At 39.3% G+C, this 25,265-nt stretch carries 20 protein-coding genes; 1 reads left to right on the top strand and 19 read right to left on the bottom strand.

From position 1 onward, the window contains the following. Positions 1-17: 17 nt before the first annotated feature. The 17 genes from BGM26_RS05410 to BGM26_RS05330 all read right to left on the bottom strand — a co-directional run bounded on the left by BGM26_RS05410 (position 18) and on the right by BGM26_RS05330 (position 19,594). Entirely contained in the window at positions 18-1,166 is a 1,149-nt protein-coding gene (locus BGM26_RS05410; protein ID WP_217038691.1) for an acyl-CoA dehydrogenase family protein, read from the bottom strand. A 13-nt stretch (positions 1,167-1,179) separates the two neighbouring features. Next, positions 1,180-1,956, bottom strand: a complete 777-nt coding sequence (locus BGM26_RS05405; protein ID WP_254119044.1) for an enoyl-CoA hydratase/isomerase family protein — start codon at positions 1,954-1,956, stop codon at positions 1,180-1,182. A 17-nt stretch (positions 1,957-1,973) separates the two neighbouring features. After that, complete coding sequence (locus tag BGM26_RS05400; RefSeq protein WP_254119041.1) at positions 1,974-2,639, bottom strand: 3-oxoacid CoA-transferase subunit B; 666 nt, start codon at positions 2,637-2,639, stop codon at positions 1,974-1,976. After that, positions 2,617-3,306 (bottom strand): CoA transferase subunit A, encoded by a 690-nt coding sequence (locus BGM26_RS05395; RefSeq protein ID WP_483297793.1) that lies wholly within the window; start codon positions 3,304-3,306, stop codon positions 2,617-2,619. Before BGM26_RS05395 ends, BGM26_RS05400 begins: the two co-directional genes overlap by 23 nt. A gap of 125 nt (positions 3,307-3,431) precedes the next feature. Further along, positions 3,432-4,193 (bottom strand): IclR family transcriptional regulator, encoded by a 762-nt coding sequence (locus tag BGM26_RS05390; protein ID WP_217038688.1) that lies wholly within the window; start codon positions 4,191-4,193, stop codon positions 3,432-3,434. A gap of 37 nt (positions 4,194-4,230) precedes the next feature. Further along, on the bottom strand, positions 4,231-5,103 hold the full coding sequence (locus tag BGM26_RS05385; RefSeq protein WP_217038687.1) for a 3-hydroxyacyl-CoA dehydrogenase family protein: 873 nt from the start codon (positions 5,101-5,103) through the stop codon (positions 4,231-4,233). Positions 5,104-5,510: 407 nt separating this feature from the next. Next, a complete protein-coding gene (locus BGM26_RS05380) occupies positions 5,511-6,944 on the bottom strand; it encodes an NAD-dependent succinate-semialdehyde dehydrogenase (RefSeq protein WP_217040658.1) in 1,434 nt (477 codons plus the stop codon). 279 nt (positions 6,945-7,223) lie between these two features. Continuing rightward, the gene (locus BGM26_RS05375) at positions 7,224-8,564 is read right to left on the bottom strand and encodes a flavin monoamine oxidase family protein (protein WP_217038686.1); all 1,341 of its coding nucleotides are present in this window, start codon (positions 8,562-8,564) and stop codon (positions 7,224-7,226) included. Between the two features lie 66 nt (positions 8,565-8,630). After that, entirely contained in the window at positions 8,631-10,064 is a 1,434-nt protein-coding gene (locus BGM26_RS05370) for an amino acid permease (protein ID WP_217038685.1), read from the bottom strand. 89 nt (positions 10,065-10,153) lie between these two features. Beyond that, positions 10,154-11,251, bottom strand: a complete 1,098-nt coding sequence (locus BGM26_RS05365; RefSeq protein ID WP_217038684.1) for an aromatic ring-hydroxylating oxygenase subunit alpha — start codon at positions 11,249-11,251, stop codon at positions 10,154-10,156. 425 nt (positions 11,252-11,676) lie between these two features. Further along, positions 11,677-12,420: an amino acid ABC transporter ATP-binding protein gene (locus tag BGM26_RS05360; RefSeq protein ID WP_217038683.1), complete on the bottom strand. Its 744-nt coding sequence runs from the start codon at positions 12,418-12,420 to the stop codon at positions 11,677-11,679. Between the two features lie 20 nt (positions 12,421-12,440). Continuing rightward, positions 12,441-13,124: an amino acid ABC transporter permease gene (locus BGM26_RS05355; protein ID WP_217038682.1), complete on the bottom strand. Its 684-nt coding sequence runs from the start codon at positions 13,122-13,124 to the stop codon at positions 12,441-12,443. Positions 13,125-13,138: 14 nt separating this feature from the next. Next, positions 13,139-13,963, bottom strand: coding sequence for an amino acid ABC transporter substrate-binding protein (locus BGM26_RS05350; protein WP_217038681.1), 825 nt, complete (start codon positions 13,961-13,963; stop codon positions 13,139-13,141). A 32-nt stretch (positions 13,964-13,995) separates the two neighbouring features. Continuing rightward, positions 13,996-15,441, bottom strand: coding sequence for a sigma-54 interaction domain-containing protein (locus BGM26_RS05345; protein WP_217038680.1), 1,446 nt, complete (start codon positions 15,439-15,441; stop codon positions 13,996-13,998). Positions 15,442-15,575: 134 nt separating this feature from the next. Continuing rightward, on the bottom strand, positions 15,576-16,757 hold the full coding sequence (locus BGM26_RS05340; protein ID WP_217038679.1) for a MalY/PatB family protein: 1,182 nt from the start codon (positions 16,755-16,757) through the stop codon (positions 15,576-15,578). A gap of 116 nt (positions 16,758-16,873) precedes the next feature. Further along, positions 16,874-18,034 carry a trans-sulfuration enzyme family protein gene (locus tag BGM26_RS05335; RefSeq protein WP_217038678.1) on the bottom strand — a complete coding sequence of 387 codons (1,161 nt, stop codon included), beginning with the start codon at positions 18,032-18,034 and terminating at the stop codon, positions 16,874-16,876. 387 nt (positions 18,035-18,421) lie between these two features. Beyond that, positions 18,422-19,594, bottom strand: a complete 1,173-nt coding sequence (locus BGM26_RS05330) for a saccharopine dehydrogenase family protein (protein ID WP_217038677.1) — start codon at positions 19,592-19,594, stop codon at positions 18,422-18,424. 431 nt (positions 19,595-20,025) lie between these two features. Between BGM26_RS05330 and BGM26_RS05325 the strand changes: the two genes are divergently transcribed. After that, the gene (locus BGM26_RS05325) at positions 20,026-21,246 is read left to right on the top strand and encodes a CdaR family transcriptional regulator (RefSeq protein ID WP_217038676.1); all 1,221 of its coding nucleotides are present in this window, start codon (positions 20,026-20,028) and stop codon (positions 21,244-21,246) included. 313 nt (positions 21,247-21,559) lie between these two features. Here the strand turns inward: BGM26_RS05325 and BGM26_RS05320 are convergent, their stop codons facing one another. Then, entirely contained in the window at positions 21,560-22,999 is a 1,440-nt protein-coding gene (locus tag BGM26_RS05320; RefSeq protein ID WP_217038675.1) for a sodium:solute symporter family protein, read from the bottom strand. 107 nt (positions 23,000-23,106) lie between these two features. Then, entirely contained in the window at positions 23,107-25,122 is a 2,016-nt protein-coding gene (locus tag BGM26_RS05315; protein ID WP_217038674.1) for an oxidoreductase, read from the bottom strand. Positions 25,123-25,265 lie beyond the last annotated feature (143 nt).

The raw sequence follows: 25,265 nt of genomic DNA, 5'->3' as shown, positions 1-25,265 counted from the left end.
GCTCGCCCTCCTTTTTCCTACTGGAATTCCCGTTTTAATTCGCCAGCTATGATGTTTTTTTGTATTTGGCTTGTTCCTTCATAGATTTTTGTAATACGCGCATCACGGAAATATCTTTCAATTGGATAATCTTTCATGTAGCCGATGCCTCCGTGGATTTGAACAGCTAAGTCTGCGATTCTATTATAAACTTCAGAACCGTAAAGCTTTGCGATGGCCGCTTCTTTTACTACACGCATTTTCTGATCACTCATCCAGGCAACTCGGTATGTGATGGACCGAAGAACCTCAATTTCCATTGCCATGTCAGCGAGCATATGCTGAACGGCTTGCTGTTCAAAGATCGGCTTCCCAAATTGCTCTCTTTGCATCGCATAATCCATGCTCATCTGAAGAAGCTTTTCGCTTGATCCTAGATTCCGTGCTGCAAGGCCGGCCCGACCGTTGGCTAGGATTTTCAAGGCATTCACATACCCTTTTCCTTCCTCACCTAAAACGTTCTCTGCTGGAACCTCCATATTATCGAAAAATAGCTCTGCTGAATGGGATCCGCGCAAGCCCATCTTTCGCTCCACCGCTCCGAGCTGGAATCCCGGAAAGTCTTTTTCGACAATAAAAGATGTGATTCCTTTCGCACCCTTTGAAGGATCCGTAACAGCCATAACAGTAAATACATGACCGCAGACTGCGTTTGTAATATAGTGTTTTGATCCGTTAATGATGTAGCGATCTCCTTTTTTCACGGCGGTCGTTTTTAGGTTTGCTGCATTGGAACCGGCACTCGGCTCAGTTAAGGCGAAAGCTCCGATCCATTCGCCGCTCGCCATTTTCGGCAAATACTTTTCTTTTTGTTGATCCGTTCCTAGTTCCACAATCCCGACTGAACCGATACCCGTATGTGCACCGATCAACGTCGTATAGCCATTATGTGTTTTTCCAAGTTCTTCATAGATCGCACATTTACCAACCATATCTAACTCGAGACCACCATATTTTTCCGGGATACCCAAGCCGAATAGGCCAAGCTCCTTAGACATGTTGACAATTTTTTCTGGGATTTCATCCTGCTCCTCAATCTCCATTGCCACTTCTTCTACTTCCTCGAGAACAAAATCTCTCACCACTTTACGCAATAATTCTATATCTTCAGAAAACTTAAAGTCCATTTAAATCCTCCTCTTATTTTCCCGTAAATTCAGGAGCCCTTTTTTCTAAAAATGCTTGCGTACCTTCATTTTTGTCTTCTGACCCCATCAAAATGGTTTGTGCGAATTTTTCTAGTAAAAGTGCTGTACCCATATCAAGGTCTGCGCCTTGATGGATGACTATTTTAGCAAGACGGACAGCTAAAGGTCCTTTTTTCAAAATTTTAGCGGCCATCATTTTCGCTTCTGTCATTAGTTCATCAAAAGGAACCGCTTTACTGATTAAACCAATTTCCTCCGCTTTTTGAGCTGTTAAGATATCGCCAGTTAATATCATTTCAATCGCTTTCCCTTTCCCTACTAACCTAGTTAATCGCTGAGTTCCACCTGCCCCTGGAATGATCGCTAAATTTAACTCAGGAAGGCCAAGCTTGGCATTGGTAGATGCAATGCGTATATCACAGGCTAAGGCTAGTTCAAGCCCGCCACCTAAAGCAAATCCATTAATGGAAGCAATCGTTGCTTTCTCGTATTCTTCGATTTTTCGATAAACAGCTGTCATGTTCGGCTGTAAGGCTTCGAGCATTGTTCGTTTTTGTAGCTGAGCAATATCTGCCCCTGCAGCAAACGACTTTTCGCCTGATCCTGTAAAAATAACGACGAGCACATCATTATTATTTCTCCAGTCATCCAAAGCAGCTTCGATTTCTTTTAGCGTGTCAAGATTTAAAGCATTTCGCACTTCCGGCCGATTAATTGTAATCGTTCCGATTCGATCGGCTATGTCTGTTTTGATATATTGATAGGCCAATTTTTCACTCCCTCTCTTTAAACAGTCATACATTTGAGATTCTCAGCTACTATAAATCTTGCTTCTGTAGTGGCTTTGATTTCTTCGATCGTTGTATTCTCTGCGATTTCTTCTAGGACCATAACGCCCTCTTTGATTGCAAAAACGCCTTTTTCCGTAACAATCATTTCCGCTGAACGAATGCCACTGCTCGGATATGTTAGTTCTTTAACAAGTTTTGGTGAAAAGTCTTTTGAAACATGTGTAATTGCAACAATAATTTTTTTCGCACCCGGTATAAGGTCCATCGCTCCTCCCACGCCAAGTATGTCAGTCCCAGGAATCGCCCAGTTAGCAATTTCACCTTTTTCGCTTACCTGCAAGGCGCCCAATACAGCGACATCAATATGCCCGCCGCGAATCATCACAAAAGAGTCTGCGCTGGAGAATATAGAGGCACCTGGATCAAGGACAACAGGATGCTTACTTGCGCTTATACAATCCATGTCAATTTCGCCTTTCGGAGGTGTTGGCCCCATCCCAAGCATCCCGTTTTCGGATTGTAGGAATACGTGCTGGCTTGGTTCTAAGTAATCCGGAATTAAAGTAGGGATTCCAACTCCGAGATTAACGACGGCCCCGCCCGTTAATTCCTTTGCGATCCTTTTTGCGATCGTGATTTTAATATCCTGATGGTTTTTCAATATATACACCCCCAGACTTCTCGTATTTGCTTTGAACGATAAAGTCAACATAATTATGCGGCGTAACAATGCTTTCCGGGTTCAACTCGCCAACTTCAACCACTTCATCCACCTCTGCGATGACTAAATCTGCTGCAGTTGCCATCATCGGATTGAAATTCCTTGCTGATTTTGTATAAACGAGGTTCCCTAATCGATCCGCTTTCCACGCTTTAATGAGTGCTACCTTTGCCCTGATGCCCTCAATTAAAATATAGCGTTCATTGTTAAATATTTTTTCTTCTTTCCCTGCTGCCAGCTCAGTACCAACCCCGGTTTTAATATAAAATCCGGCAATACCCGCCCCTCCTGCACGGATGGCTTCTGCCAATGTACCTTGCGGGATCAGCTCAATTTCAAGCTCTCCCTTTTTCCATGCCTTGACCGCGTCTCGATTAGATGTAAAATAAGATCCGACTGCTTTCTTTAAGTGTCCTGTTGGAAGCAGCTTCCCTAATCCCTTTCCAGATTCCCCTAGATTATTGCTGATAATAGTCAGATTCATTGCTTCTGTTTGCTGTGCGATCGCATCAATTAAAGTAAATGGCGTTCCGCAAAGGCCAAAGCCACCAACTAAAAGCGTGTCGCTATCTTGGATTTTTCCGATCGCTTCTTCTGGACTTATCATTATATTTTCATAGATAGGCTGAATCACTTCCATCCCTCCTCGAAATTGTTTCATTAAATGAAATGCCATTTCATTAGTTAATCAATTGAAAAACCTATTTTTTTATATAGGTCGATTGCAAATTTTTAAGTATTGAAGCCGCATTTTCGCGAAATCTGCCGGGCTGTTAATTGTAATCTTTCTAAGATATTCGTAGTTTGCCTTTCATCAAAGTGATCACCTGGGATCGCAACTGTTAGTGATGCAATCACATCTGACGTATGATTTTTTATTGGAACGGACATTCCTAATGTACCTGGTACAAATTCACCATAACTAATCGAATAGCCATTTGTTTTAATATCATTTAAAAGCGTTCGTAAATGATCGATATTTTTAACCGTTGATTTTGTAAAAGGTTCTAATTTCATCTCTTTTAAGATCTCTTCTTTTTCACTTTCATTCATATATGCAAGCAATAATCTCGGTGCCGAACCGGCATATAATGGGGTTCGCAAACCAATGCGGGTAAATAATTTCATTGGCCGATCGGTTTCTACTCTCTCAACATAGACCGCTTCCGTCCTGTCAAGAATGACAAGATGCACCACTTCGTTAATTTGATTTCGTAGTTCCTCCATATATGGAAGGGCAATTTTTCGTAGTTCCATACCTTCTGCGACGATATTACCGAGTTCAAACAAACGAAGTCCGAGCATATAGTTCTTATCTTCAAGATTATGTTCGTTTCGCGTTAAAAAGCCTTCTTCTTCAAGTGCTCTTAATAAGCGATATGCTGTCGGTTTGGCTAATCCAGACGATCTGGCAATTTCGGCGAGTGATAATTTTGGATTTTCTAATGTGAAATATTGTAATAGTCTTAATGCTTTTACCACACTTTGGTTCATGGCAGCCCTCATGTTTTTGACATGAAAATAGAAGTTATTATTTATTCAAAACAGTCCTATCATCCATTTCGTAAGTATAAAAACCTTGACCCGATTTTCTTCCCAGCCTTCCTGCTTTCACATACTTAATTAACAATGGACATGGACGGTATTTTTCGCCAAGCGTTTGATATAAATATTCCATGTTTCTTAGACGAGTATCTAAACCTACCAGATCTGCCAGCTCAAGCGGACCCATTGGGTGATTCAATCCAAGTTTCATCGCTTTATCAATATCTTCAGCCGAAGCAACTCCCTCCATTAGCATATTCATCGCTTCATTCCCGATCAGGCAATTCATCCTGCTTGTGACAAACCCAGGAAATTCATTGACTTCTACTGTTTCTTTTCCAAATCTTGCAGCGATTTCTTTTGCAGTGGTAACTGTTTCGTCTGATGTATCCAATCCCCGGATAATTTCAATCAGCTTCATTTTATGAACAGGGTTAAAAAAATGCATTGCCACACATTTATCTGGCCGTTTTGTTTGTGAGGCTATTTCTGTAGGACTTAACGTGGATGTATTGGATGCAAGAATTGTATGCTTTTGGCAAAGGATATCAAGCTTTTTAAAAAGATCCATTTTCAATGCAATGTTTTCATATACAGCTTCAATGACTATATCAGCTCGTTCCGCGGCTTCTTCTAAGGATGTTGTCAATCTGATATTTCCGAGTGCTTCATCCACCTTGTCAGGATCAACGAACCCACGATCAGCACTCTTCCTCATTTCTGCACTGATTTGGTTTTTTGCAAGTACAAGGATTTCGTCGTTAATATCTTGTAAGGTAACCTGAAATCCGCTCAAAGCAGCCGTATAAGCAATTCCCCTTCCCATCGTCCCAGAGCCTATTACTGAAAGATTCGTCATATCTTTACTCCTTCCTATTCTAAAAATTTCCTATTGGTTTCATTATCGTTGTTGAACACTCTATAAATCTATGTGCATTTTCTACAAAAATATGAAGGAAATAAGGCTGATTATTTATATATTTATCTCTTTTCGCATATATTGTTGTTTTTAGCCTTAAATTTAGCCCGTCGATTTCGCTGCGGGCACTTGCTTTCCACGGGGAGGGACGGGAGCCTCCTCGGCGTTACCGCCTGTGGGGTCTCCCGTTCCCTCAATTTCCCGTTGGAGTCAAGTGCCCTCCGCTCCAATCAACTCAGATTTTTATATAAAATCAATTTGAAAAGCAACAAAGTTTACGAAAACAGTCTATATTTTTAAATGATAACCAAAATAATCAGCCCAAGTTATTTTAAATAAGATATCTATCAGTCTTTTAATAACTGAATACGAGTAGATGTCATTTTTATATCCAAATAATCTTCTATCCCCTCTCTGCCTCCTTCTCTTCCTAACCCACTTTCTTTTATTCCTCCGAAAGGCGCTTGAACAGAAAAAGGTACAGCATCATTGATACCTACCATTCCATATTCTAGTTTTTCAGAAACTCGGTACATTCGTGACAGATCATTTGTGTAAAAATAGGAAGCTAAGCCATATTCAATATTATTGGCTTTTTGAATGACTTCTTCCTCAGAAGAAAACCGTATTAGAGGGGCAATTGGTCCGAAGGTTTCTTCATGTAAAACCTTCATTCCTTCTTTACTATCTATCAGAAGGGTCGGAGAATAAAAACAGCCCTTATCGTAATGCCCGCCAACTAGCCTTTCTCCCCCATAGAGTACTGAAGCACCCTTAGATATTGCATCGGTTACTTGTTCATCCATTTTGGCAATAGCACCTTCATTTATAAGTGCTCCAATTTGAATAGATTCATTTAGGCCATTCCCTACTTTTAGTCTGGATACTTTTTCCTTTAATCTAGATGCAAATTCATCGTAAATATGGTCATGAATATATATTCGATTTGCACAGACACATTGTTGTCCGCCTGAAGCAAACTTACTCTGGATTACGCCTTCAATTGCTAAGTCGATATCTGCATCTTCAAATACAATAAATGGGGCGTGCCCTCCTAATTCCATGGAAACTCTTTTTATTGTATTTGCCGATTGGCGAATGAGTTGTTTTCCGATTGCTGTGGAACCAGTAAAGGAGACTTTACGTACATCCTTACTTTCCATCAATACTCCTACTATTTTATCTGATTGACCTAATACTAGATTCACAACACCCTTTGGTATTTCCACTTCATCAAAGATTTTAAAAAGAGCGAGCGATGATAAAGGAGCCTCTTTTGAAGGTTTTAGAATTACAGTACAACCTGCAGCTAAAGCAGGGGCAAGTTTTCTAGCAATCATAGATAATGGGAAATTCCAAGGAGTTATTGCTCCAACAACACCTACAGGTTGTTTCGTTACAGTGATGCGTTTATTATCTACATTTGCAGGAATAGTCCGCCCATATACCCTGCGTGCTTCTTCAGCAAACCATTGGAAAAACGAAATAGTGCTCTCAACTTCGACCCGAGCATTGTGTATGGATTTCCCCATTTCTTTTGTAATTAATTCAGCTAAATATTCTCTCTGCTCCTTTAACTTTTCCACCGTTTTAAGTAGATAAGATGCGCGCTCTACAGCTGGTAGGCAGGACCACTTTGCGAACGCTGTCTTTGCAGCTATGATGGCATTCTTCGTTTCAATAATCCCTCCGATACTTACTTTATCAACAATTTCTCCAGTTGCAGGATTAATTACCTCTAGATGTTCACTTGTTTGAACCCATTCTCCATTGATATACATTTTTTTCGCTCCTTTTAAAAAATAGTTGCTCAAGTGCTTCCTCCTTTTTAGGTGGAGGCTAGAACGATGGGGTTTAGGATGACTGCTTTTCCCTTCATAGTTTGCCCGTTGATTTCCGCTGCGGGCACTTGCTTTCCGCGGGGAGGGACGGGAGCCTCCTAGGCGTTACCGCCTGCGGGGTCTCCCGCTTCCCTCTATCCCCGCAGGAGTCAAGTGCCCTCCGCTCCAATCAACTCAGATTATAAAAGCAACAAACTTTAAGAAAACAGCCTTATTTTATCAACTGTTATTAACAAAATGTTTCTTTCTAAATGTAAAATCGCCTGTTATAAATTTGTGAACTCTCCTGCTTACAGTTATTCCGCTTTCAATGGCCCCATCAATAAAGCCTGCCCAGCCGTTTGCATACGTAGTTCCTGCAAGGAATACAGCATTTTCTGGGGTATTCCATTCCTGATGATAAGAAGTTAACTGATTTGGCTTCAACATCGGCCATGTTTCTTGAGAAAATTCATCGTTTACCCAGTCATGGCCTGTGCTCTCAATTACTTCTATGCCTGGAATCCAATGCTGCAATGCCCTTTCAACTGCGACTTTATCATTGGGATCGAGCAATGTGGCACTTGGCCCGAAGCCTACCAGGATACTGTCGCCATCAATAAAACGATCTAAATGAACAGAGTTTAACGGATAATTTCCAGGTGCTAGAGCATCAAACGGCTCTAATTCTCCTTTCACGCGTGCCCAAATCTTTACTCCTTTTGAAGTTTGTCCTTCCCTGGAAGAAGCTTGTTTTTCTAGAGATAGTGCCGGTTGGAAATCAATTTTTTGCAGTGTTGTCAGTGGAACTGTGACAATCACAGCTTTTCCCGCAAAAATTGAGCCCTCTGTTGTCATGACTTGTACAGTATTTCCTTCATGTTTGATCTTGTTTACAATGGCTGAAAGTTTAATCGCTGCATCTGCATCGGCAGCAATTGCTTCTACCAACGCTTTCGTCCCTTGTTTTAACCTGTATCCAGATACGCTGGCACTATGGGTATCCCAATTTCCTTGCGAGAACACCCACCACCTGAAAATTTGGGTAATAGCTCCTTCCTCTGGTGCTCCGCAAAAATCGGAAGCAACCCAGCCGTGTAAAATATCATATTCCTCTTTTGTCAGGCCAAAATCTTTCATAAACTGATCGGCGGTAACTCCATCCATTTCTTTTATTAAAGGAGAACTCAAAGGTTCGTACGGTAGTGGCATATATCTATTGCTTTCACTCATCAATCTTTCAACTGTATTTCGAAGTTTAAGTTTAAACTCTTCGGTAGTTGCTGAAAAAGATTTATCATCAGAGATCCAATAAACCTTTTCTGATTTTGGTCCCGACGTAATTTCCAAACCATACCTAGTGATTTCAGTCCAAACATGAGGCTGATGCCAATGAACATAAGTTCCCCCCATTTCAAGATCGAATCCCAAACGGTTATCTATCCACGTACGGCCACCTAGTCGATCGCGTGCCTCCAAAACGAGAACTTTGTGGCCTAATAACCTGAGCTCTCTTGCTGCAGTTAATCCAGAAAATCCTCCTCCCACGATAATAACGTCAAAATTTTCTGTTTTCTCCACTTGGTTTTCCCCCTTACATAAAATTAACTACAGCTCCACGTAATTGGAACTGCAGTTTATAAATGTTTAGATTTCTTCCTCTACGGCTGGATTATTTTGCTCATCAATGCTGATAGGCAAGTCAGCCTTTCTCCTTGAATGCAGGAAGTAATAATATACGTAGCATGCTACAACAAATCCAAATCCCCAATAGAGTGATGTGCGTTGAGTTGGGTCAAATGCTGTGAAAGCAAAGATAAACAAGCACATGACGATACACAGAATCGGAATAAACGGATAGAGACGAACTTTGAATTTTAGATCTTCTAATTTCCCCCCATTCTTAATGTATTGTCTACGAAATCCGATTTGTGCCATGGCGATTGCCATCCATGTCAGTGTTCCTCCGATTCCACTTATGGAAAGTAATACAACAAAGAGAGTATCTTCGGCTACAAAACTTGTAAGCAAGGAAAGTAGAGCAAAAGCCAATGTGACTAATAATGCGTTGGTTGGAACAGCTCGTTTGTTTAATTTTCCAAAGACGGCTGGTGCCATCCCACTTTTAGAAAGAGAATACAATATACGTGTGCAGGCAAATAAACCGGTATTTCCAACTGAAAGGATGGCGGTTAAAATCACAAAGTTCATAATATCAGCTGCATAAGGAATCCCAACCATATCAAAAACAGTTACAAACGGACTTTCCAACACACCTGCATCTTTCCATGGGACAAGAGCGGATAAGACAAAAATAGCTAAAACATAGAATACGAGTATACGGAAAACAATATTGCGGATTGCTTTTGGGATATTTTTTTCGGGTTCTTCCGTCTCGCCTGCAGCTACACCCATAATTTCTGATCCTTGGAAAGCATAAATAACAGTCATCATCGATATAAACACACCAATCATCCCAGCAGGAAGCAAACCGTCACCGATAAAGTTTGACAAATACGGAGCTGGCTCACTTTCCATACTTATTAAGCCAAACATTGCACCAAAACCGATAATGATAAAGAGAATGACAGCAACCACCTTAATCCCTGCAAACCAATACTCTGTTTCAGCAAAACTTCTTGTGGCAAGTGAATTGATCGAGAAAAGTAAGATAATAAATATCGTACACCAAATCCAGACAGGAACATCAGGGAACCATCTTTTCATTAAAACGCCTGCGGCTACGAACTCAAGTCCTACATATAGAGCCCAGCTTAACCAGTAAATCCATCCCACAACAAAACCGGTAGCTGGACCAATAAATTTTGTCGCATGAGCTTGGAAGGATCCGGAAACGGGCATGAATACAGACAATTCTCCTAAACATACCATGGCTAGATACATGAGCAGCCCACCGATTAGATAGGCGAATATCGCCCCAGCAGGACCCGCTTCACCGATTGCATAACCCGAACCTAAAAATAAGCCTGTTCCTATGATACCTCCCAGTGACATCATGAATAAATGTCTGCTCTTCATCGTCCGCCTTAATTGCGGCTGGTTCTCTTGAGTAACTGCCATATAAATTCACCTATCTTCCAAAGTAATGTTCTTTAAAGTCCCGGAAGCGCTTACACAACGGTGATATTGACTAAATCGTATTCTATCTCTTACAATGCAGTGGTTGTATCTACTTTTTGAAGGGGAAGTAGAGATTCTAAATCTTTTTGCAGAAGCAAATGAAATTGGTGAACACAATTTTCTGTAAGCGAAAACCTGCCTTGAGTATAGGCACCAGTTTCTATACCTTTCTGAACGACCTCACAAATGTCGAGATCCTCTTTTCTTACTAACTCATCAATTGCCATTAGCTCTTCTTCTTCTTTTGAAATTTCATCTGTTTTAAAGAAAGTGGTATATACATACTTCGTAGTTTTATGATCGATAGGAATAGATTGATGGATTGAAAGATTTGCAGGACCAGGATCAAAGGAAAACCAAGTATTTGGGTAAAGCCAGTAATATCTTCCACCCTGTCCGAGGCCAAAGTCCCCAGTCATTCCTTTTAGGGGTGTACCCTGATAGGAATAATTTTTAAACATTTTCATCTCGTATTGATTCAGGTCTAGGACGGAAACGAGTACTTTATGAACAATCGAGCAATGGTCACATTCCAAGTAGTTATCGATTCCAATTTTCCAGTTAGACTTGCAGATTGTTTCTCTTACTCGTGTTCTTTTAAAACTTCCAAGGTCATGTTTTTTAACATGTTGAAATAATTCGGGAAACTGACTAGACATGGAAGGTGCATTCGGATCTAAATTAATAAAAATGAAAGATTCAAATACCTCCAATTTTACTTTTTTCAAACAAAAGTCATTATGGTCGAAATTTTCAACTCCATTCATATTAGGAGCCCTATGAAGTGATCCATCTAATCGAAAAGTCCATGCATGATAGGGACAAGAGAAGACTGCTTTATTTCCTTCTCCTTCAGCTAGTTTTGCAGCCCGGTGTGTGCAAACATTAAAAAATGCGCGGATTTCTCCATCTTGTCCATATGAAATGATTACGGGACGATCGGCTACTTCCGTTGTAATGTAATCACCAGGCTTCTTGAATTGACTAACATGACCGGCATATTGCCATGTTTTGCTAAAGATTTCTCTTTTCTCAACTTCCAATACCTCAGGTTTTGTGTAGAGCCACGATGGCAGAGTGTACGCTTCACTAAGTTTTTCACTTACTCTTACATCAGCCTTTTCCAATCCGATAACCTCCTATTATTTTATTATTTGCCACATAATTAAACTCAGGGATGATGAATTAATTTTAGATTAATAATATTCAGAATAATATGTGTATTATACACAAAAATAGGTAGAATTTATTATAAATTATTGGATTTTTTACTAAAGAAAAAACTAGGGTGTATTTACTTGAATTGAAATCATTTAGTCATTTCCAAATGGTATGAGTGCACGTATTATCCCCTAGCCTCGATTAATTTCATTAGGCGTCAGATTTTAGTAAATTTGAAAAAAAACTGTAGCCCCATTAAATGGAACATACAGTTTTTGCTCATTACCCTAATCTATTAAGATACTTTCGATTTAATAGCCTTCGTCATTAGTATTAAAACGCTTACATTTTTTCTATACTGCTTTGCCAGGTTATCCATCATTAATTCGTTTTATGAACAAAGTTTATTTAAAAATTGTAATGTACGTTCATGCTGGGTATGTTCAAAAATTTGTTGTGGTGATCCTTCTTCGACAATTATCCCTTTGTCAATGAATACAACCTTATCAGCTGCCTCACGAGCAAAGTTCATTTCATGAGTGACAACAACCATTGTCATACCTTCTTTAGCCAGTTCTTTCATAACCTTCAGAACTTCTCCTACTAACTCAGGATCTAACGCGGAAGTAGGTTCATCAAAAAGTATGACTTTTGGTTCCATCGCCATTGCACGGGCGATTCCTACGCGCTGTTGCTGTCCGCCCGAAAGCTGGAATGGGTAATGGTTTGCCCTTTCCTTTAAACCCACCTTTTCAAGTAAGTGAAGAGCTTTCGCATGTGCAAGTTCCTTGCCCTGCTTACGAATAATCACAAGACCTTCCATCACATTTTCCAACGCAGTCATATGAGGAAACAAATTATACCCCTGAAAAACCATCCCTGTTTGTTGCCGGAACTTAATGACAGTATCTTTTGGAATTTGTTTTTTATCCTGAAACGCTAAAGAGAAATTTCCAAGTTTAATCATTCCGTTTGTAGGAACTTCAAGTAAATTCAAACAGCGTAATAAAGTTGTTTTTCCTGATCCCGAAGGTCCAATAATACAGACTGTATTTCCTTCCTCAATAATCAGATCGATTCCTTTTAACACCTCAGTTTCTCCAAACTGCTTATGCAGGTTCTTTATCTCAATCACCGGGATATCCTCCAATCAAATTAGCTCGCCACATAACGATCAAATCGTTTTTCCATACGTCCTTGGGCGTTTGAAAGAACTGTGCTGAAAATTAAATAAATAAATCCTGCAAGACAATATAGTACTAATGGTTCATAGGTTGTTGCTGTAATTTGCTGGGCTACTCTAAACATTTCGGTAACAGTTATAGTAGCGGCCAGTGACGTGTCCTTTACTAAACTTATAAAACTATTTGACAATGGTGGGATGGAGACCCGGGTTGCTTGGGGAAGAATAATTCTTCTTAATGCTTGACGATAGCTCATTCCGATTGAGTAGCCAGCTTCCCATTGTCCTTTTGGAATGGAAAGGATGGCTGCTCGAATAACCTCCGAATTATAGGCACCGACACTAATCGTAAAACCGATAATGGCCGATGGAAGCGGACCGATTGTTACCCCGATGCTTGGGAGCCCATAGAAAATAATAAACAACTGAACAAGCAGCGGTGTTCCCCTGATTACCCATACATAAAATCTTGCAATGGCATCGAGAACTTTAATTCCCGAGATGCGTGCCATTGCCGTAAGCAGAGCAAGAATGAGCCCGAGGAAAAAGGAAATCAGTGTCAATGGGACGGTAAAAGCAATCCCTGCTTTTAACATCGGTAAAAAGGAGCTTATTATAATGTCAATGATTCGCTGCATCCTTTCATCTGCAAACATTCAAACACCCCTTTTTATTTTGAAACATCAGTTTCAAAATATTTTTCTGAGATGCTTAAATACTTTCCATCTTCCTTCATATCTGCGAGTGCTTTATTGACTGCCTCTACGAGTTCTTCATTTCCTTTTCTAAACATAACACCCATTTTCGTAGGTTCATCAAGCTCTGCTGCAACTTTAAGAGGTGCATCAGGTTGTTGCTTTTTGAAGTCGAGGTAGGACAATCCATCATTTATCGTCGCATCCACACGTTTTGAAATTAATAAATCAATCGCTTGATTAAATCCTTCGACTCCTACGATTTCAGCACCGTTGGATTCAGCCATATCTTTAAACATACTCGTTAGTGACTGAGCTGATTTTTTTCCTTTTAAATCCTCAAATGATTTAATCGTGTCATTGTCATTATGAATAATTAAGTAAGGTTTTGACACATTAGTCGGCTCAGAGAAATCGTATTTTTCCTGTCTGTCGGGACGTATGCCTACTTGACAAACAATCATATCGAATCGCTTCGAATCAAGTCCGGCAAAAATTCCATCCCATGGGGTTTCGATGATTTCCGCTTTTACACCTAGTCTACTCGCAATTTCTTCTGCGAGTTCAGTATCAAAGCCAGTTAATTTCCCTGATGCATCATGGAAGCTAAAGGGCGCATACGTTCCTTCTGCTCCAATTTTGACGACGCCATCTGCCTGAATTTGCTCGAGCAACGTTTTACTCTCAGGAGCTGCAGGTTTTTCAGGTTCAGTCGTTGTTTGATTTTGTGTACTTCCACAGGCTGTTAACGCAAGTGTAGCCATCAACGAGAATGCAAGAAATTTAAACCTCTTTTTCATGATCATATTCCCCCTTTTTTTTTCGGAAAATTTTAATATAATTGGTATTTATCTAGCTTCCTATATAATGTAGAAAGACTAATTTGTAATTCTTGCGAAATCTTTTCTTTATCATTTCGATATGGTTCCGCAAAATATAAGGTTTGTAGAATATTCTTTTCATATTCTGCTATCATTTGTTCTAAACTTAATCCTCTTTTCAAACCGGCGAAATTCTCCTGTTTATTTAGATAATCCGGTAAATCGTGAAATTCAATGGTATTTGATTCAGCGAAATTGACCATGTATTCCACAGCGTTTTCGAGCTGTCTAATGTTTCCCGGCCATTCATATTGAATCAGCCATTGCTCTAGTACCGGATCGATACGCAAATCGTTTCTGCCCAAAAGCCTGCAATGTTTTCTAATAAAGTAGTTAAGAAATAACACAATGTCATCGCGGCGTTCCCTTAGTGGTTTCGTATTTAACGGTATGACATTAAGACGGTAATATAAATCTTCTCGAAATGCTCCATTCTCTACCAGTTCCTCTAAATTTCTATGGGTAGCTGCAATCACTCTTACATTGATAGGAATGGTTTTTTTTCCGCCAATTCGTTCTATGGACCTCTCCTGCAAAACCCTTAATAATTTAGGCTGTAACGATAAAGGCATATCGCCTATTTCGTCTAGAAATATAGTCCCCTTGTGTGCATATTCAAATTTCCCAATATTTCCATCACGTCTTGATCCTGTGAATGCACCTCCTTCATAACCAAACAACTCGCTTTCCAAAAGATTTTCAGGAATAGCTGCACAATTGATTGCAACAAAAGGGTATTTCCCTCGGTTACTTTCATAATGAATGGCTTGTGCCAGCAATTCTTTACCTGTGCCGCTTTCACCCATGATTAAAATTGTTGAGGGGCTATTGGTCACACGTCTAGCCTTTTTAATTAGATCTTGCAGTCCTGAATATTGGCCGATAATATTTTCAAAAGAAACTTTCCTTTCTAAGGTCGGAAAATCCTCGTACACTTTGCATTCTAATTCTTGATTGTAATCTAGCAATAACAGTTTGTTTTCTAGCAGGGAACTCTGATGCTGCAAAAATCTTATCAACATCTCGGAATTTCTAATCATCCTCTCTTTCTGCTCAGAGGTAAAACCCATGATGCCAATTACCCCTACTGGTCTACTCCGGATCATTATTGGAAAACCTATCGTTGCCGAAACTTTGCACTGGGTGAAAAATTGACAATTCATGCATTGTGATTTATTTTTAATCACATCATGGATCATTGCAGGCTTTCCTGTCTCCATAATCATTCTTAATAAGGACCCATCAGGTGCAAACTCTCCAACCCTATTTAGATAGGCACCGGTTCCACTGATTCGCAAGCCTTTGTCGTTAAGTATTGTTACATCAAGACGAAGGACTTCAGACATATTTTCTGAGAATGTTTGAATAAATTCCTGTATACCGGAAAAGTTTACCATACTGATCTCCCGTTTCATTCTTTACGTTAGTCAATTTTATTTATTATACTTCACTTATGTTGATTTAACTATTAAAAATATTTAAATTTTTATATATATTTTTATTATTCAGATAATTTATTTAGTATTGGTTTCTATGCTCTGCACAAAAAATTAACGGCACCATCTATTTGACGTAAACATTTTTCTAATAATGAGCGAGAACAGCCGATATTCATTCGCATAAACCCTTCACCATCGACACCAAAAATATACCCTTCATTCATTGCAACTTTCGCCTGGCTGAGCATTAGCTCATCAAGTTCATTTTTGGCAAGCCCTAATTCCCGGCAATCTAACCACACTAGAAACGTACTTTCTGGCCGAATCACTTTAATTTGCGGAATGTTCTTTTGAAAGTAACAAATAAGAAAATCTAAGTTTCCTTGTAAATAATCGATCAGCTCCTCTAACCATTCTTCACCGTAGCGATAGGCACTCTCAGCTGCGACCATTCCAAACGTGTTAGGAGAACCAATACACTGATTATTTATTGCCTTGTTAAAAATATCTCGCAATTTTTGGTTTGGAATAATGATGCTAGAAGTTTGCAGACCCGCTATATTAAATGTTTTGCTAGCTGCTATGCAGGTAAAAGTAAGATTGGCAAACTCTTCAGACAGGGAAGCAAACGGAATATGTTTGTTTCCTCTGAAAACAAGGTCACAGTGAATCTCGTCCGAAACGACTAGAATGTTGTTTTCAATGCAAATTTGGCCCAACATCGTTAACTCTTCTTCGCTCCAAACTCTCCCAACCGGATTATGCGGGTTGCAAAGCACTAAGATTTTAACAGTGGGATCGATTTTTTCTTTCAAATCCTCTATATCTATCATATATCGGCTATTCTCTAGTTTAAGTGGGTTGCTGACAGATTCCCGTCCTAGTGACTTAATAATCTGAGAGAACGGATGATAAACAGGCGTTTGGATAATGACTTTATCCCCTTGTTGTGAAAATGAATTGATAATCGAGGATAGGGCTGGGAGTATGCCTGGACTATGAGCGATCCATTTTTTATCGATTGACCAATGATGTCTCCTTTTACCCCAATCAATAATAGCCTCAAAATATGAATCAGGTCTATTTGTATAGCCAAATATTCCGTGCTGTACTCTTTGACTTAAAGCTTCTATGACGGGAGGAGGCGATTTAAAATCCATATCCGCAACCCACATCGGGATCGCCTCGCTTACACCAAAGCGGTCTTTTAGACCATCCCACTTTTCACAAGCTGTATTTTCGCGGTTAATCATTTGGTCGAAATCATATTTCATTTCCATAACCTCCATTGTTCTTTATTTATACTCGTTCATAGTTATTAGCAAGAGCTTAGCTACCTTTTAAACTATGAAAGCGAATTGAAATGGACAAAAACTTTCTGATGTCAATGCTATTTTGCCAATGCCATCTCAAGATCCTTCCATATATCTTCTACATCTTCAATTCCGACCGAAAATCGAACAAGTCCATCATAGAGACCTGCTTTTTCCCTTTCTTCTTTTGGGATAATCGCATGTGTCATCGAAGCTGGGTGTTGAATGAGTGAACCTACGTCTCCCAGAGAAACAGCTAAAGTACATAGTTTTACTGAATTCATTAGTTTAACACCTGCTTCATATCCCCCCTTCAGGACAAAAGAAATCATTGCTCCTGGGCCTTTCATTTGTTTTTCCATAATATTTTTATCTTCGAAGCTTGCTAGACCTGGAAAATAAACCTTCTCGATTGCTATATGCTTTTCCAAACGCTCAGCCAAAATCTGGGCATTTTCTTGTGAGCGATCCATGCGAATGTGTAATGTACGTATCCCTTGACAAAGAAGCCAGGCATCCATAGGGGACAAATTTGCTCCCATCGTCTTCTGAACTTCTTTTCTCATTGGCTCAATAATTTCCTTGTGCGATATCACTAGTCCGCCAATTAGATATCCATGACCGGATAAATATTTTGTTGCGCTGTGGACGACGATATCAATTCCGCATAATATCGGATTTTGCAAATATGGAGACAAAAACGTATTATCAACAACGGTCAAAGCTCCCTTCTGCCTGGCAATTGTCGCAACACTCTTCATATCCACTAAGGAAAGCGTAGGATTGGATGGGGTTTCAAAGTAGACCACCTTCGTTCGATCTGTCATGTGTGGTTCAAGCTCTTCTCCTGTCTTAAACGGTACGAATGTGACATCAATTCCAAATTTCTTAACCGTTTTGCTAAGAAATGCGTGTGTCGCTCCATACAACGCTGTGTGAGCAACAACGTGATCCCCTGCCTGTAAAATCCCAAGAAGGCAACCAGTAATAGCAGCCATCCCAGATGAGAATGCCAAACAGCCTTCGCCAAATTCCAATGCCGCTACCTTTTCTTCAAGCTCTCGTACATTAGGATTTCCTAGGCGAGAATACATGAACCCTTGATCTTCTCCTGCGAAGCGTTTTGCTCCTACTTCTGCGTTATCGAAAACAAATGTTGAAGTCATATATACAGGGGAGATGTGTGAGCCATGCCCTGGATCCTTATTTACTTTTACTAGTTTTGATGAATAGTTCATTATTGTTGAATCCTCCTAATTTTAGGTAATACGAATACCTATTTGGTTTTCCTCTTGTTTTATTTACATTGCAAAAGTCGTGCCAAGTCTGCTAACCTTATAAAACCTACAGTTTTGCTTTTGAAAATCTTACTATATTTTCATTTTTGCAAAAGTGGACAGCAAAACACAGCAATGATCTAAGTCAATATTGATATTATTTTTTTAAAATTGAAAAGAATTTAGCTTCTCTTCATCAGGTTTTACTAATTCCTATTATATTTAGCAGCCGTCAGTCATTTTGCTCAGTATAAAGATTATGGTTTGCCCTTTGTTAACTAGTTAGTTTAATATATTGATACTAATAAAAAGCTCCCTCTGCTATTTAAGCAATGGGAGCTTAACCGATTATGCATTAACTGGTGACTTTTCCTGTTTCTCAATTTCAGTAATAATAATATTTCTTTTCGCCATTTCTTCAATATATTCCTTGCCTGGTACAATTTGTTCTGGAGGGTGCACCCCTTTTTTGGCAATTGTTCCATTCCCGATCATCTGAGCGACAACTGAAATGGTATTAGCCGTAGCGCGTGCCATGGCAGTTACATTATTCGTACGATCTTTAAAGGTTGTCATTTCATACTCGTACGTTGTTTTCTCGCCATTTTTCTTACCAGAGACAATTACGCGTAACAATACTGCATCATCTTTATCTTTTAAATCCACGATTGGATCAAGTACCTTCAATAATACTTCCCGAGGCCTCACCTTTTGGCCTTTGACCTCCACTTCATAGTCATTACGGGTAAGGTTAAGGTCAACAAGCAATTTGAATTTCTCCGCATGACCTGGATAACGAATTGTTTTATATTCCAACTCATCTAAAAATGGGTAGGAATGAGGCAATGTTGAAGTTCCACCTGAGGTATGGAAGGCTTCAAGCGGACCGAATTTTTCAAAATAAATACTTTCTACTTCTGAAAGTGAAGGTACTTCTTGCTTTAGTCCATTCCGAACAATTAATGAATGATCTGTATAGTGGTCAAATAATCCTTCCAATGAAAAAACATGATTATATTCAAGTGGGGCTTCAGGTTTAACGGGAATCCCACCCACATACATCTTAATAGATTCGATTTTATCTAACTTACTTCCCCCGTAGCCAGCCAAAATATTAATCATTCCGGGGGCAACTCCTAAATCAGGAATAATTGTCGAATGGGCAGCTTTCGCCTCTTCATTAAGTTCCAAAATCCGATCTGTTATATGACCAATATGACCACCGAGATCAACAGAGCTTACCCCTACTTTAATGGCTGTACTTGCAACGATCTCATTAAAGGAATAAAATAGCGCATTGATAATGACATCATATTGGCAAATAAATTTAGCAAGTTCCTCTCGATTGCTTGCATCCACTGAAAACGCTCTCAGTTTTGGCGATTGAATTTGACTACACGCTTTCTGTGCTCGTGCTAAATCAATATCAGCCAACCCTACCGCTTCTACCCCTTCACTTTGTACTAAATCACGTGCTGCTTCTTTCCCCATTAATCCAGATCCTAATACAGCTACTTTCATTTATCAGCACCTTCTTTTCATAATATATTTGCATGGAGTCACCTGAATCAAATTCGCCTTGGCGTATTTGCGCCCAGATTTTTATCGAGCCTGCTCGATAAATTCCTTTAAAAAATCTGAGGCATCCGCCGGAGGCTTAACTATATTCAGCCGGGGTTTGAACTTCCACAAAATTGGATATCTGTTACCTATATTGTTTAGAGACTTCTGCTGAATAAGGTTAAAACTACATTAATATATATGCGCCTTACTACTAATGTCATTACAGGTGACTTTCCTAGTTGACTTAATTATAAATTATAAAAATTCCCAATAATATGTACATTTTAAACGAAAATAGATATAATTAAGATTGAATTTTTGGATTTTTTTACTAATCAGCACTGGAAAGAAAACCTTAACAAAAAGTAAAAGGAAAGGAAGAAATGATGTTGAGAATACTTAAACATATTGCCCAAGATATTGTTGAAAGGACGGCTGAGATTTTGCCATATCCGATCAGCATTACCGATCATGAAGGATATATTATCGGTGCTACGGACAAAAGCCGCATCGGTATCTTCCATCAGCCTTCGCTTGAAGTCATTAAAAAAAATATTATGATCTATTGCAAAAATGAAATTGAAAAAAAAATCTTGCCTGGAGTATCTGTGCCGATTAAGTTTAATAATAAAGTGATTGGTGTACTTGGCATTGTTGGAAGCCCAAGGGAAGTAGAAAATTACGGGCAATTGGTTAAAAACCAAGTAGAAATGATGTGTCAGGAAGCTTTCAGGAAAGAAATGGTAGAATTAAAAGAAAAGATGTTGGAGGTATTCGTCCATCAAGTCATTCATTATAAGGAAAACGAAGAGAACGACCATATTTTAAAATACTCCAACTTATTGGAAATTGATTTACATACAGATCAAGTTTGTCTATTAATTGACATAAAAAATCTTTCGCAAAAACTATCTTCGAAAAAAGAAAGCGAAGAATTTTTCGGTGATTTTCCACTTCAATTTTTCCAAAGAGAAACCTTGGATTTTTTAGACCTTTTATTTTATGAAAATAAAGGGGATATTGTTTCTTTTTTGAATATTGAGCGCTTTGTAATCATAAAATCCCTCCCCTTTCAGCAATCATATTCATCGTTTATTGACAGCTTGGATGAAAAACTTGAAAAGATTAATTCATTTCTTGAGTCAAAATATCGTGTCTCGGCATGTATTTCAGTTGGAGATATTAGTCATGGCATTAAGGGAATTTCCGAGTCCTATAATAATGCAAAAAAAGCAATGAATATTGGGATAAACTCTGGACAGAATTCGGGTATTTACGTGTATAATGAACGTGAATTGATGTTGCGCCTGTTGCCAAAAGAACTTTCGGATGACTATCAGAAAAAACTCATGAATATCATAGCCCCTTTAATCGAACATGATAGTTATGAAGTGTTAGCCTCTACATTTACCGCCTATTGCAAGTATAATATGAAATTAAGTGAAGCCTCGAGAAATATGTTCATCCATCGAAACACAATCATTTACCGGCTTGAAAAAATTTGTGAAATTACATCCCTCAATACAAGCAATTTTGAAAATTGTATGCTTTTGTATACAGCAATCCAATGTTATGAGGAGAAAAAGCTAAATAAAAGCATAAGAACCTGAGGGAGATCAGGTTCTTATGCTTTTGTTTGTAAATGGTTTTCTGTTCCTATTATTCTAAAAATGTGAATTATTTTTGAATATGTTAAGTTTGCAAATTTGCCGGGATTATTTGATTTAATAATATATATTTGTTCAAAGATTCTAGTTCATGATAAATGTCAAAATTTATTTTCTTTTTGCATGGCTTATCCAGCCAACTATTACTCCAATAGCCGCAAGGTAACAAACTCCAGCTGAGAAATAAACTAGCAGATCCCATCCACTCATTATTATCCCTCCTCAAAAACAGAATGGGTAAAAAGTTATTTGTACCTTATACATCAATATTCTCTGAAGAAGAAGCCGGGATTTTATTGGCTGTCATGATATGGGTAATTCCAAAAACAACTAAATTTGTCACTATACCCATTACAATCCCTGGAATCCCAAATGGTTCACCTAGAAAGTTTAACCATATAATCGTCATTAGCATTCCTGCTATGATCGCAGGTGGACCAGCGTATGGTGATACCTTTCGTTCTGACGGTCCTCCCCAAATTAACGCAATAACTAATGGGGGTAATATTGATGGAGCCCATAATGTATAAGTATAAAGCATTAAATTCATCACATTAGGTATCAATAACGATATAACGATTCCAACTATACCCACGATTAAAGTCGCATATTTTGTAGTATTTAATAAACTTTTGTCGGTTGCGCTTTTATTGATAAGTTTACTATGAATATCTCTTGTATAAATAACGGCTGCAGTATTTAAAAGAGAACTCCCTGTCGACATCACTACTGCAAGTAATCCGCCAAAAACGATACCGACCATGCCAACAGGCAAATACGATTTCACAAAATTAACAAAGACTAAATCGCCTTTCATATCAGGGAATATAATGATCCCAATTAAGCCAATAACCATAATTACGATGGTTAGAAAAATATATGTCACTCCAAATGAAACAGTTGACCATTTACTCACACTTGCCGTTTTAGATGATGCATATCTTTGTATATAATATGGCGCTAACGTATCTCCTAATAAAAAAGCCAAGAATGCTGAAATAAATACACTAAATGTCCATGGTCCACCAAAAATGACTAAATTATCTGGATTAATGGCACCTACTTTTTCTATTATTTCAGTCATACCGCCCATTTGATGAACGCCTAAAAGTGAAGCCGTTGCAATACTAGCAATAAGGAGAATAAATTGTACAGCATCCGTATAAATTACCGCTAACAATCCTCCCGCCCAAGTATATGCAATAATAATTAATGTACCTATAATACATAAAGGAACAAATGGTAACCCAGTTATGGGTTCCAAAATACGCCCCATTGCTAAAACTTGAACACCAAACAGACTTGCCATGAACAAAAATGCAATAATGCTAGAAATAAGCTGGCCAGAACGTCCAAAATAAAAGTCCATTATATCGCCAATCGTATATATATTTTTCATCGTGCGTATTCGTGGAGCTAAAAAGAATCCCGATAGAACCTGACTGATGACAACCCCTAAAAGTGCGAGAAACACAACGATTCCCGTTTCATAAACAAATGAAACCCTGCCAATTGTTGCTCCTCCGCCAACTAATGTTGCACCAATTGTGGCATAAACTAATGCCATTGGCATTGATCTACCAGCAACCGAATAATCATCGAAAGAAGATATTTTTTTCATCGTGTAATAGCCAATCCACAACACGATTAGAAAGTAAATAATTATCAAAAAAAGATCTATTGCACTTATTTGCATATTAATTCCTCCCTTAGCTTTTGTTTCGCAGGAATGGAGTAATGATCTTTGATAATAGAATCAAATTAATAATCAATTTAAAATGCTGGCGAAAAAAATCACAATTGTCATAGGATCCGGGCTATTCTTGCTCCTTCTGTCATTGCTATTTCAACGGTACGTGGAGCTAGGCAGTCACCGATAGCGTAAACTTCCGGTAATTGACCATCAAGGGCATGATATAGATAGTCATTTGCCCCATTCCCTAAACAAGTTACGAGAACGTCCACGTTTGGTATTAGATGGTCCTTGTGAGAGAACACATTTCGGATAACCACATTTGAACCTTCAACATCCAAAACCTTACTGTTTGGGGTGAAGACCGTCCCTGCTGACAGCAAACGCTGATACAATGGAGTACGCATTGTTGGATGAATATCTTCGCCAACCGCAAAGTTAGGGGTAATAATGTGTACTTCCGCACCATTTTCCACAAGTTTTTCCGCGGCACTAAGTGCAATCTGACTTCCTGCCACTCCTCCGGCATGATCCCAGACGATCACCTTTTTAGGTTCACTAATCTTTCCTTCAAGTAGCTCATGTGGGGTAGCCAGTACGATGTTAGATTCAGTAATACCAGGAAGATGTGAGACCCAAGGACGAGAATTAATCGATTGCGGAAGAGAGCCAGTTGCAACAATTACAGTGTCTACAGTCATTTTAATTATCTCATCAATAGTCATTTCAGAGTTCAAATGCACCTTTACGTCTAACTTTTCAAGCTGATCTTCTTGCCACTCAATTATTTTGTGTAGTTCATTCATAGATGGCGATGTAGCCCAGAGGCGTAACTGACCGCCAAGTTTACCTTGCCGTTCGAATAGCTCAACCGAGTGTCCTCGGATAGCAGCAACCCTAGACGCTTCCAGCCCAGCTGGCCCTCCTCCAATTACGGCAACACGTTTTGGTTGCCCCGTCTTACTTAGTGATGTCATTTCGTCTGCTCGGCCTGCTTCAGGATTATGAATACAGCGAATAGAATGCCCACTGCTAGTTCTCGCAATACAAACGTTTGCACCTACACACGGGCGAATATCATTTGTTCTGCCCTGGCTAATTTTTTTTACAATATTAGGATCAGCGATGTGGGCTCTAGTCATGCCAACCATATCTGCCGCATCTGTCGATAGAATTTCCTCTGCATGCATTGGGTCTGTAATACGCCCAACTGTAAAAACAGGAATATTAACGACCTCCTTGATCTGCTTCGCTAAATCAACAAATAGACCGTTCGGAGCGGGGGTTGCTGGCCAATGGGCCCAGCGCTGAATTCGATCCATATTTGTTCCAGAAATAACATTTATAAAATGAACCTTTCCAGTAGCCTCAAGGCGTCGGGCAATTTCCTTTGCCTGAGATATATCAACTCCTCCCTTAACTTTTTCGTCTGCTGAGAGGCGAACTCCGATAATTAGGTTAGGACCTGCATGTTCACTTACCTCGTCGATCACCTCAAGTAAAAAGCGTAGTCGATTATAAAGGCTTCCTCCGTACTCATCATTTCGAAAGTTTGTCGCCCCTGACAAAAACTCACTAATTAAGAGACCGTGACCTGCAGTTATTTCAATCCCATCAAGCATCCCCTCTCTTACTCTTCGTGCTGCATGACCAAACGCCTTGACAATTTCTTGGATCTCACCTTTGGTCATCTGATGAGGGATTTCCCGACCGGTCTCAGAACTAACTGGCGAAGGTGCCCAAAGTGGCTTTTCTACCATCAAGGACGATCTTCCAACAGCACCGAAATGACCCAACTGTGCGAGAATTTTTCCTCCCTCAGCATGCACAGCTTCAGCTAGCTTTTGGTAGCCGGATATAATATCGTCATTGTGGTTTACCATAGATTGATAGGAACCCATACCTGTTGGATGGACCGATGTGGCGCCCGTAATTTGAAGGCCGGGACCTCCAGCTGCAAGAGTTCGATGATACTCAATGACTCGATTAGTTGCCAATCCTCCCTCTGCCAATCCCGTATTGTGAGCTGATACCAAAACACGGTTCCTCAATACCATTGGACCTACCTTTAACGGGGCCAAAAGGTTTGGGAAGCTCCCCTCCTCTTGTTTTTCAAATTTAGCCATTAAATCACTCCTTAAATTAATTGATTAATATTTTTTAGGCTACAAATAAATGATGTATTTTTAGCCTCACCATCCTTCCGGGGTAATATTTTTTATATTGCGAAAATTCAGTATTTAAATGATAGAGCTATTTTGACTGTTAA

Source organism: Bacillus sp. FJAT-29790, from assembly GCF_019039215.1.
Lineage (GTDB): Bacteria > Bacillota > Bacilli > Bacillales > Cytobacillaceae > Cytobacillus.
The sequence above is the reverse complement of the archived record's forward strand: the minus strand, read 5'-3'. Positions and strand labels throughout refer to the sequence as shown.

Bases quoted from the DNA above. Each gene is read 5' to 3' on its own strand.
- BGM26_RS05410 (WP_217038691.1), bottom strand. From the start codon at position 1,166: ATGGACTTTAAGTTTTCTGAAGATATAGAATTATTGCGTAAAGTGGTG.
- BGM26_RS05395 (WP_483297793.1), bottom strand. From the start codon at position 3,306: ATGATAAGTCCAGAAGAAGCGATCGGAAAAATCCAAGATAGCGACACG.
- BGM26_RS05390 (WP_217038688.1), bottom strand. From the start codon at position 4,193: ATGAACCAAAGTGTGGTAAAAGCATTAAGACTATTACAATATTTCACA.
- BGM26_RS05385 (WP_217038687.1), bottom strand. From the start codon at position 5,103: ATGACGAATCTTTCAGTAATAGGCTCTGGGACGATGGGAAGGGGAATT.
- BGM26_RS05380 (WP_217040658.1), bottom strand. From the start codon at position 6,944: ATGTATATCAATGGAGAATGGGTTCAAACAAGTGAACATCTAGAGGTA.
- BGM26_RS05370 (WP_217038685.1), bottom strand. From the start codon at position 10,064: ATGGCAGTTACTCAAGAGAACCAGCCGCAATTAAGGCGGACGATGAAG.
- BGM26_RS05355 (WP_217038682.1), bottom strand. From the start codon at position 13,124: ATGTTTGCAGATGAAAGGATGCAGCGAATCATTGACATTATAATAAGC.
- BGM26_RS05350 (WP_217038681.1), bottom strand. From the start codon at position 13,963: ATGAAAAAGAGGTTTAAATTTCTTGCATTCTCGTTGATGGCTACACTT.
- BGM26_RS05345 (WP_217038680.1), bottom strand. From the start codon at position 15,441: ATGGTAAACTTTTCCGGTATACAGGAATTTATTCAAACATTCTCAGAA.
- BGM26_RS05340 (WP_217038679.1), bottom strand. From the start codon at position 16,757: ATGAAATATGATTTCGACCAAATGATTAACCGCGAAAATACAGCTTGT.
- BGM26_RS05335 (WP_217038678.1), bottom strand. From the start codon at position 18,034: ATGAACTATTCATCAAAACTAGTAAAAGTAAATAAGGATCCAGGGCAT.
- BGM26_RS05330 (WP_217038677.1), bottom strand. From the start codon at position 19,594: ATGAAAGTAGCTGTATTAGGATCTGGATTAATGGGGAAAGAAGCAGCA.
- BGM26_RS05320 (WP_217038675.1), bottom strand. From the start codon at position 22,999: ATGCAAATAAGTGCAATAGATCTTTTTTTGATAATTATTTACTTTCTA.
- BGM26_RS05315 (WP_217038674.1), bottom strand. From the start codon at position 25,122: ATGGCTAAATTTGAAAAACAAGAGGAGGGGAGCTTCCCAAACCTTTTG.